Below are 8,525 nucleotides of genomic sequence, written 5' to 3' on the forward strand. Positions count from 1 at the left end.
GGCGGGTGAATGTTCGCCGGCGCTGGGGCGTCCCAGGGGCATGAGAGGCTTCGCGCCAGCCGCGCGAAGGTGCTCGGGCCTTGGGAAGGAGGCGCCATGTCCGCTGTTCGCAGGGTGTTGACGACGTTGGTGGTGCTCGCGGGGTTCACGGCCGCGGCGCAGACGCAGGTCCCGTCGCCGGGCTCACCGCAGCCCCGGCCGCCCGTGGATCCGCAGGTGCGCACGCTGCGCGTGGAGGGCACGGGGGAGGTGAAGGCGCAGCCGGACGAGGCCTTCATCGACGTGGCGGTGGAGACGTCCGCCCCGAACGCGAAGGCGGCGGGTGAGGAGAACGCGAGGCGGATGGAGAAGGTGCTCGCGGCGCTGACGGGCGCGGGCATCGCGAAGCGGGACCTGCAGACGCGCAACTACAACGTCTATCCCGAGTACACGCCGGCGCCGCCGCAGGGTGGGGAGCCGAAGCTGAAGGGCTACCGGGTGAGCAACCTGGTGAGCGTGCACGTGACGGACCTGTCCAAGGTGGGGGGCTTGTTGGACAAGGCGTTGGCGGCGGGGGCGAACCGGGTGGACTCGGTGCGCTTCGGGTTGAGTCGCGAGGACGCGGTGCAGGGCGAGGCGCTGCGTCAGGCGGTGGTCCGCGCGCGCAAGTCCGCGGAGGTGCTGGCCGCGTCGCTGAACGTGAAGCTGGGCGCGGTGCTGGACGCGAGCACGGTGACGGAGGCGCCGCGCCTGTACCCGGCCACCTTCGCCATGGACATGGCCGGGGCGCGCGCCGCGCCCTCCACGCCCATCCAGCCGGAGGAGCAGACGGTGCAGGCGAAGGTGACGCTCATCTTCGCCATCCAGTAGTTCCGGGAGTCACAAGGCCAGCAATCTCAACGGCTTGCCGGGGTGCTGCGTTGTCGGGGGATCGTCATGTGCCCCCAATGTGCCCCTCTGGCGCGGTCAGGCCAGAGCGGCGCGGTTGGGCGAAGCGGGCGCGTCGAGCTGTTGGACGGCGCGCTCCTTCGTTTCCGGGGAGAGATGGGCGTACCGCATCGTCATTTCGAGGGTGGCGTGACCCATCAGTTCCTGGATGACCTTGAGCGGGACGCCGCGCATGGCGAGGTGGCTGCCGTAGGTGTGGCGGAGGTCATGCCATCCGATGCGGCCCTGTTCGCGGGTGATGTCCGCCCACCGCAGGCAGCGCTCAAGGGGCCTCCTCATCAGACCATCGGTGAGGGGTTGGCCGTCCTCCTGACAGAACACGTAGGCCCCTCGCAGGTGCCGGTGTCCTTTGAGGGTTTCGACCGTTGAAGTGGGGAGGTCCACCGTCCGCTCGCATCCGCCCTTGGGCGGTCCCTCTTCTCCCTTCGTGCGGGTGCGCCGGACCTGGAGTTTGCCGCGCTGCAAGTCCAGGTCGTTCCACTGGAGCCCCATCAGCTCTCCCTCGCGGAGCCCCGTCTTGATGGCGACGAGAATCAGCGTCCTCCACTCAGGTTCGGCATGGGCAACCAACCGCTCGGCCTCCTCGAAGGTGAGGAAGTCGAAGGGAGGCTTCGCCACCTTGAGGAGCTTCACGCGTGGAACATGGGCGATGACGCCCTGCTCCTGCGCCAGCGTGAGCAGCTTGTGCAGCACCGTGAGGGTGTTGTTGATGTACCGGGGGCTCATGGGCGGTGGCCCGGAGCCCTTGCGCAAGCGGAGGGCCGCCCGTGAGGGGGCTTCCTTCCGTGCCCGCGCGCCTGAGTGCTTCTTGCGCATGGCGGCCTTGAAGTCCTCGACCTCCGCGAGGCCGATGGAATCCAGTGCCATTGCCCCGAAGAATGGGCGGATGTGGTCGTCCAGGATTTGCCGCTTGCTGATCAGGGTGCTGCCCTTGTTGTTGTTCTCGCTGTACGTGATGAAGCGCGGCTCGAACTCCGCCAGCGTGACGACGCGCTTCTCCGTGGGCTGCTCCTTTCCGAAGGTCCCGGTCAGCAAGGCGTGGCGGACCTGACGCTCGTACTCCTCCGCGCCCCGACGGGTGTTGATGGGCGATGCCTTGCGGACTCGCTCCACCTTCCCGCTGGGGTACTGGTACTTGACGTCCACCCACCACGCCTCCTCCACCTTGCCCTCCTTCGTTTTCCACTTCCGCAGTCTGACGCTCATGGCTTCACTCCGAGCGCAGGACCGCCGTTACCCGGCCGCCATGCTAGCAGCGCGTCGCGGTGGATGCGGAGCACTCTGCCGAGGCGGGCGATGCCGGGCACCTGCCCGAGACGGATGGCCTCGTACAACGTCTTGCGGTTCACGCGCAGGAGCGCGGCGGCTTCTTCCACGGTGAGGAACTCGGGCACGGCGGGGCCCTGGTTGGTGGCGGTCATCGGCATGGCTCGACCTGGGGGCGCTGGAGGGAAGCAGAAGGAGAGACAGGAGTCGCGCTCGGGCGTGACATGTCGCGGCCCGCTTCGAATGGAACGACCACGGCCTCGGACGGGTTCGTGTCGCTGTTCCCTTGGTGCCATGGGGGCAGCCACCCTCGGGCCTTGCTGTCCCGCACCTCAAGCCACCCTGCGGACTTCAGCGCGTTCAGGAAGGTCCGTTTCTGGGGAGGGTGCTTCTGGCCAACCAACCGGCAGAACCCCACCACGGCGGCGAAGAGGACATCGTTCACGAGCGCCTTGGTCTTTCCGACCACGGGCCCTTGAGGCGCATGGAGGTACGAGGGCGCGTGGGGGCTCATCTGCGCCCAGTCAAGGAGCTGCCGATCCGGCGCAGGGGTTTCGTTCAGCTCGCGGAGGAACTGCTCCGTCACGGGCTCGCTGAGCTGCTGAAGCTCGCTCCGCGACACGTTCTCGTGGGGACGGCGGACACGCCGGAGGTTCACGGCGCGGGTGCTCACTTCATGTGCGAAGGCGGCCACCTGTTGCATGAACTCAGGGGTGAACGCGTCGTCCTCTCCTGGGGCATGCAGGGACTCCAGGAACTCACGGTGCGTCATGCCGAGGTCCGTGTGCACGTACTCGGCGGGCTTGGTCTTGTTGTGGAACACCGTCCAGCGCCGGTCGCTCTCCTCGATTTCGATGGGCTTCGTGCGATTGGTCGCGGCGAGCAGCGCGGCGCGGTTCACGGCGGGCGTGCGTGCGACGCCCTTGCTCTCCAGGAAGACCTCCCCATCCGTGATGACGGCCTTCAAGCCATCCCCCAGGGAACCGCCGCGTTTGTGGTTGTCGAGTAACTCGTTGGCGAAGATGAGGAGCTTGGTGGCGTAGTGGGTGTTGTAGGGCTTGGCTAGGTCAGGCTCTCCAATCTGGACGCAGTTCGCCGGGCCCAGCAGGTGCGCCAGGATGCGGTAGAGCACGTTCTTTCCCGAGCCCGGGGGCCCTTGGAAAAGGATGGCGGTACCGGGGCGGGCGCCGGGGTTCTGCGCCTTGAACGCCACCCAGTTGAGCAGCCAATCGAGCCCCGCCTCATCCTCCGCGAGCCAGAGGAGCACTCGCCGCACCAGGGGCCACTCGCCGGGGGTAGGAGCCAGTTTGGGGGGCTCCCAGAGATTCACTCCGAGCATCCCGTCCTGACGCAGCAGCAGCTCCGGCGCGTTGGGCCTGCATTCAATCTCCATGACGCCCGCGCAGACGTCCTTCAAGTTCGGCGACGCAGCCAGCGGGCTGACACTTCGTGCCCATGTGTCTCGTGGGGGGAGGATGTTGCGCAGGATGAGGTAGTCCTCGGCTGCCTTCTGGGTCAGGAACTCCGTGCCGAAAGAGCGGCCATCCGGCCTGCGCGCGAGGTAGCGCTCCAGTGGGACGACCTTCACCAGCGGTAGCTTGGCGACTTCGGCGCACGCGGCTTCGATGTCGGCTGCGGGCGCTTCGTCAGCAAGAGTGATGTCCGTCGTCATCGCGTCCCTCCAGGGCGCTGGCGCGAGGAGGCAGCGAGGACCAGGGTTCGACGCCACGCCTCTTCTTCGGCGGCCCGTTGCGCCTCCTTCTGGCGGTTCCACTGCTGGAGCTTGGCCCGAGCACCTCGCAGCCCTCGCAGGGCTTCGCCCCACACGTTGCGGCCCGGCTCCAGACACGCGAGCGCATCGAGCGAGCGCCGGGCGATGTGGAGGAGGCTCTCGGAGCTTTCCTCCGGTTCCGCGACCCTCGCGAGCATCTCCGTGAGCCGGTTGATGCCGAGGTGCCGCTGGCCGTCGAGCATGAGCACTTCGCCAGCGTCCAACTGCGTGAGGACGGTGAGGTAGCCAGGATTCTTGAAGCGCCGGAGCCGTGCGCGCACGGCTGGGAGGTCCGCTGTCTGGGCTCCTTCCACCTGTGCTTCGCTGGGACGCTCGGCGTAGCGGGCGAAGGGCTGTCGCAGCAACGGGCCGAACAGCTCCTCCACATCGAGCGACCTGCCTTGGTGGTGCTCCGGCGTCGGGCGCGTCATGGGATTCGCGGGGTCCCAGCTTGGAAGGTAGTAGAGCCTCGACACGTCCTTGCATGCGGGGTCTGCCTTCAACGCGGCGGCGGCCTGCTCTCCGAGCCCCAGGCAATTCATGAGGTGCGGCCAGAGGCGCTCGGACCATCGGCTCGCGGAGCCAACAGGGACGGGCTCACTGAAGGGCAGGACGACGCGATAGCGGATGGGCTTTTCGGCCTTCCCGAAGGAGTGCGTCGGATAAGCGAGGAACCAGCGGCCATGGCGGCGCAGGTCCGCGAGCCACGCCTCCAACGCGTCGTGCGTCTCGCAGTCGAAGTCCACGACGGCCAGCGCGACGTGCGAGAAGTTCGCATTGCGCCGGTAGGGCTTGGGGGTGGGCTCGCCGTCCTTGCCCTCGTACAGCCCGTCTGCGCGCGGGGGATGGGGCTTCGCGGGGATGAGGGCGCGACCATCCTTCTCGGCGCGCAGCAGTGGAGCCATCGCCACCTCGAAGAGGGCCGCCATGAGTTCCTCTGCCGACTCGTATGCAACGGGAGTCAGTGCCGCAGGTTTGAAGCAGGACTCAATCAGGCAGACGGACCAGGGCATGGACGCGGTGGGCGGCACTGGGACTTGGTGCGGCGGCAGCGCCTCGACACCTGGGGGCACGGGAGCACCGACGCCAGAGGTCGCGGTGACGGATAGCGAGACGACGCAAGGAGTGGGCGAAGTCGTGACGGAATGACGGACGCGATGAAGCTCCGTCATTGTTCCGTCATGCCCTTTTTCCCTCTGAAGACGCCCCGCTTCATGACGGAATGACGGAAGTTTCTCTTCCTTAAGGAGAGTAGAGAGGAGGGGAGTAGGAAACAGCGTTCCGTCAGTCATTCCGTCACAACCGCAACGGGGAGGCAGGCACTGGGCGCTCATGCGTCCCTCGCGGTGAGGCTGTAGACGCGAGGCACCGCGCCGCGCGCTCCGGGCGTGTACCTCGCGGCCTCGCGCAGGACGCCAGCCAGGACGAGGGCGGCGAGGCAACGGCGGAGGACCTGCTCTCCGGCTCCGAGCGCGGCGCACAGCTCCTTCACGGTCAGCCCCAGCGGCGAGGCCTTGGTGAGTGCTTCGATGATGAGGGGGCGGTACTGCTCAACAAGCTCCAGCATGGTTCGGATCTCCCTTTCCCCCTTTCAATGGGGGCAACTTCTGGGAGTGGTTCCCGCGCCCAGTCGTTTTCTCGGGAGCAGGACGGGTTGCCGGGCATGGCGGGGTGGGAGTGGATGCCCCCCCGGGTCGAATTTCCGGAGCACTGCCTCTTCAAGGCTTGCTCGGCGTGTCCCCACGCTGAAGAAATTCTGGGGCAAAACGCAGGCCCCTACGGGGTGGGCGTTGTGCGTGGCGTAAGGCGGGTTTCGCCTCAAAACTGAACGAATCCCCGCCGACGGTGGGACACGGAGGCCGCCCCATCCTCGTGTCCGTGGAGCCGTCCTGACCTCGCTCGGGGTTTCCAAGCCGCGTTTCCAGGGCTGTGGGTCCTTCCGGTTTGGTAGGGTCGCGGGCGGAGGCCGTCCCGCTTGTCCTTCCCCTTCTCCGCGTTGCACCTGCCCCTCGTGCTGGGGGGACTGCTCCTCTTCACGACCGCCCAGGCCCAGCCGTCCACATCGGTCCGCGAGCGCAGGGACAGGCGGGTCGCGCTCCCCCGTCCTGGTGAGCCCGTCCTGGAGGTCCCGGTCGCGGCGGGCATCCTGACGACCCTCGTCCTTGACTCGGCGGTGGACCGGAACTCCGTGGAATTGGAGGGCCGCACGCGCTTCACGCTCGTGGACGTGGGCGAGCGCGCCATCAACCTGGAGCCAGTGATGGATCTTGGCGTGGGTGAGCATCTGATGCTCCGCGTGCGCTTCGCGGATGGAGCCTTCCCCGCGCATGCGGTCATCGCTCTCGTCTCGCATCCGTCGATGGTGGACACCCGCGTGGAGGTGTCGCGTCGTCCGGTGAGCCCCGAGGCGCTTCAGGCAGAGTTGTCAGAAGTGCGCGCCCAGCTCAAGGCGAAGGACGCCGAGCTTGCCGCGATCCGCGCGCGCGGCGATGCGAGCAGCCCTGCGGCCCTCGCTCTGGCGGGGCTTCTCGACGCGGACGGGGTATCGGCCAGGAGGATTGATGGTCAGCCCAAGAAGGAGATGCAGTCCTCACTGCGTGTCATGGACGGCTTCAGCCTTCGCGCGTCTGCCTGGGGCATGGTGTCCGTGGAGGTGAAGAACTATGGAAAGACACCTTGGACGCCTACGGAGGCGCGGCTCACCCGTTCAACGGGCGGTGTGCCGGTGCATGTGCTCGGCATTCACATGAAGCAGCCGCAGATTGGGCCCGGAGAGATTGTCACCGTTGCGGTGGAGACGGAGAAGCCTGCCTGGGATTCGGGTACGTTGTTCCGCTTGGAATTGGTGGATGCCACGGACACGCGTGCTCTTCTCGTTCCATCTGTTGCGCTGTAGAGGTCGGCCATGTTGACGGTCATTCACCACCCCGCGCAGCTCCCATCCGGCTACATGATTCACGGCTGGCGCGTCGTGAAGCTGCTGGGTGCGGGCACCTACGGTGCTGTCTACCGCGTGGAAATGAATGGCCACCCCTTCGCGATGAAGATCGCGATGCACCGTCCGAGCAGCGGAGACGCGGAGCAGGCTGACGCGCGGCTCATGCGCGAGCTGGGCTGCCTCGTGCATCTCCGTCACTCGAACATCGTTGGAGTCCTCGGGTTCGGGCGCTTCCCAGATTTCCGTACGGGGTGGCTCTACGTTGTCCTGGACTTCGTGGATGGCTACACGCTGGCGGAGTGGATGGAGCGGACGCACCCCACGGCCCAGGAGGTGGTGCGCGTCTTCGAGAAGCTCGCGGGCGCCATGGACTACATGCACGGGCGCGGCATCTTCCACCGCGACCTGAAGCTCGCGAACATCATGGTGCGCGCGAAGGACAGCGAGCCCGTCATCCTGGACTTCAGCGCGGGCGACTACACACACGCCGAAGACTTGACGGACGCCCCACTGCCGCCCGGCACCCGCCGTTACCGCTCGCCCGAGGCCTACCGCTTCCTGAAGGAGCACGGAGACGAGAAGGGGGCTCGGTACGAGTTCAAGGTGACGGATGACGTCTACGCGTTGGGCGTCTGCCTCTATGACGTCCTGACGACGCCGGAGCCCGCGAGCGGTTCTCCCAAGGCTGCTGTCGAGGGCCGATGGGTGCCCCCACAGGCCCGAGAGCTGAATGCACGCGTGCCAGCGGGGCTGAGCGACGTGGCGATGCGCTTCATCGCGCGGAAGCCGGAGGAGCGTCCGCCCACGGCGGAGGCGATGCGCCGCGAACTGGCGGCCCTCGCGGGCGAGGCGGGACCGGAGTGGACTGTTCCCGTCCACGTCCCCTCGTTGAAGCCCCCTACCGCTCCCGCCTCCAACACGGACGAGGAGACGCCTCCTACCCGCCGTGTGAGACGGGCCCGGCTGATGGATGCCGGAGTGGCGCTCCTTGTCGTGGCGGCCGTGGCGGGGGCCTTCATGTGGCTGCGCCCCACGTCTCCGATCGCTGTCCCCAGGGAGGTTTCGGGACAGCCGGTGGAGCCCGTCTCCCCTGGGGACGCGGGAGTCGCCTCCCTCGTTCCTGCGCCCATGTCCCTCCAGGATGCGGGTCCCTTACCTAACTCGGGCGGCGTGCTGGCCGCGTCGTCCCCTGGGGTAGCTTTGCCCCCTCTTGAATCCGTCCGGAAGGAAAGCTCCGCCGTGAAGCGTGCTCCCATCGTCGCAAACCCGTCCGCAACTCCGGCCAAGAAGTCTCCTGCCGCCAGCAGTGCCAGGGCGGAGTTCCTCGCGAAGTGTGCTGTTGCGAGCGCCGCTGTCGCCTTGCAACTAGGCTGCCCCAGCAACTCCCAGGTGCGTCCTGAATCAGGGGCGTGCCCCGAGGAAGCGCGTAACGCCATGTTCCGAGGAAGTGACAAGGGATGGCTGAATTTGGCGCCGGGCCGTTCTTCTGTGCAGGTCCTGAGGGATCCCCTCATCGCAGCATGAGGAGGGTTGATCATCCGTAGCGCTGCTGCTGTTGGAGAAGCCGAGGAGCCAGTTGAAGTGAGGGGCCATGACGAGGACGGTGCGCGGATGCGCGAGCAT

8 protein-coding genes are annotated in these 8,525 nt (G+C 67.2%); 3 read left to right on the forward strand and 5 right to left on the reverse strand.

Annotated elements, in window-relative coordinates:
- Positions 1 to 96 precede the first annotated feature (96 nt).
- A complete protein-coding gene (locus U8525_RS29235) occupies positions 97 to 849 on the forward strand; it encodes an SIMPL domain-containing protein (protein WP_374269992.1) in 753 nt (250 codons plus the stop codon).
- A gap of 96 nt (positions 850 to 945) precedes the next feature.
- Here U8525_RS29235 and U8525_RS29240 read toward each other — a convergent pair whose 3' ends face one another.
- The 5 genes from U8525_RS29240 to U8525_RS29260 all read right to left on the reverse strand — a co-directional run bounded on the left by U8525_RS29240 (position 946) and on the right by U8525_RS29260 (position 5,531).
- Entirely contained in the window at positions 946 to 2,133 is a 1,188-nt protein-coding gene (locus U8525_RS29240; RefSeq protein WP_374269993.1) for a tyrosine-type recombinase/integrase, read from the reverse strand.
- Positions 2,130 to 2,348, reverse strand: coding sequence for a helix-turn-helix domain-containing protein (locus U8525_RS29245; protein ID WP_374269994.1), 219 nt, complete (start codon positions 2,346 to 2,348; stop codon positions 2,130 to 2,132). The genes U8525_RS29240 and U8525_RS29245 overlap by 4 nt, the downstream gene beginning before the upstream one ends.
- Positions 2,345 to 3,865 carry a primase-helicase family protein gene (locus U8525_RS29250; RefSeq protein ID WP_374269995.1) on the reverse strand — a complete coding sequence of 507 codons (1,521 nt, stop codon included), beginning with the start codon at positions 3,863 to 3,865 and terminating at the stop codon, positions 2,345 to 2,347. Before U8525_RS29250 ends, U8525_RS29245 begins: the two co-directional genes overlap by 4 nt.
- Positions 3,862 to 4,893: a hypothetical protein gene (locus tag U8525_RS29255; protein WP_374269996.1), complete on the reverse strand. Its 1,032-nt coding sequence runs from the start codon at positions 4,891 to 4,893 to the stop codon at positions 3,862 to 3,864. The genes U8525_RS29250 and U8525_RS29255 overlap by 4 nt, the downstream gene beginning before the upstream one ends.
- Before the next feature lie 401 nt (positions 4,894 to 5,294).
- Positions 5,295 to 5,531, reverse strand: a complete 237-nt coding sequence (locus tag U8525_RS29260) for a hypothetical protein (protein ID WP_374269997.1) — start codon at positions 5,529 to 5,531, stop codon at positions 5,295 to 5,297.
- A gap of 408 nt (positions 5,532 to 5,939) precedes the next feature.
- Between U8525_RS29260 and U8525_RS29265 the strand changes: the two genes are divergently transcribed.
- Both U8525_RS29265 and U8525_RS29270 read left to right on the forward strand, forming a co-directional pair.
- On the forward strand, positions 5,940 to 6,860 hold the full coding sequence (locus U8525_RS29265; RefSeq protein ID WP_374269999.1) for a DUF2381 family protein: 921 nt from the start codon (positions 5,940 to 5,942) through the stop codon (positions 6,858 to 6,860).
- A 9-nt stretch (positions 6,861 to 6,869) separates the two neighbouring features.
- A complete protein-coding gene (locus tag U8525_RS29270) occupies positions 6,870 to 8,426 on the forward strand; it encodes a serine/threonine protein kinase (RefSeq protein ID WP_374270000.1) in 1,557 nt (518 codons plus the stop codon).
- Positions 8,427 to 8,525: the final 99 nt, after the last annotated feature.

Source organism: Corallococcus sp. RDP092CA (assembly GCF_041903675.1).
GTDB lineage: Bacteria > Myxococcota > Myxococcia > Myxococcales > Myxococcaceae > Corallococcus.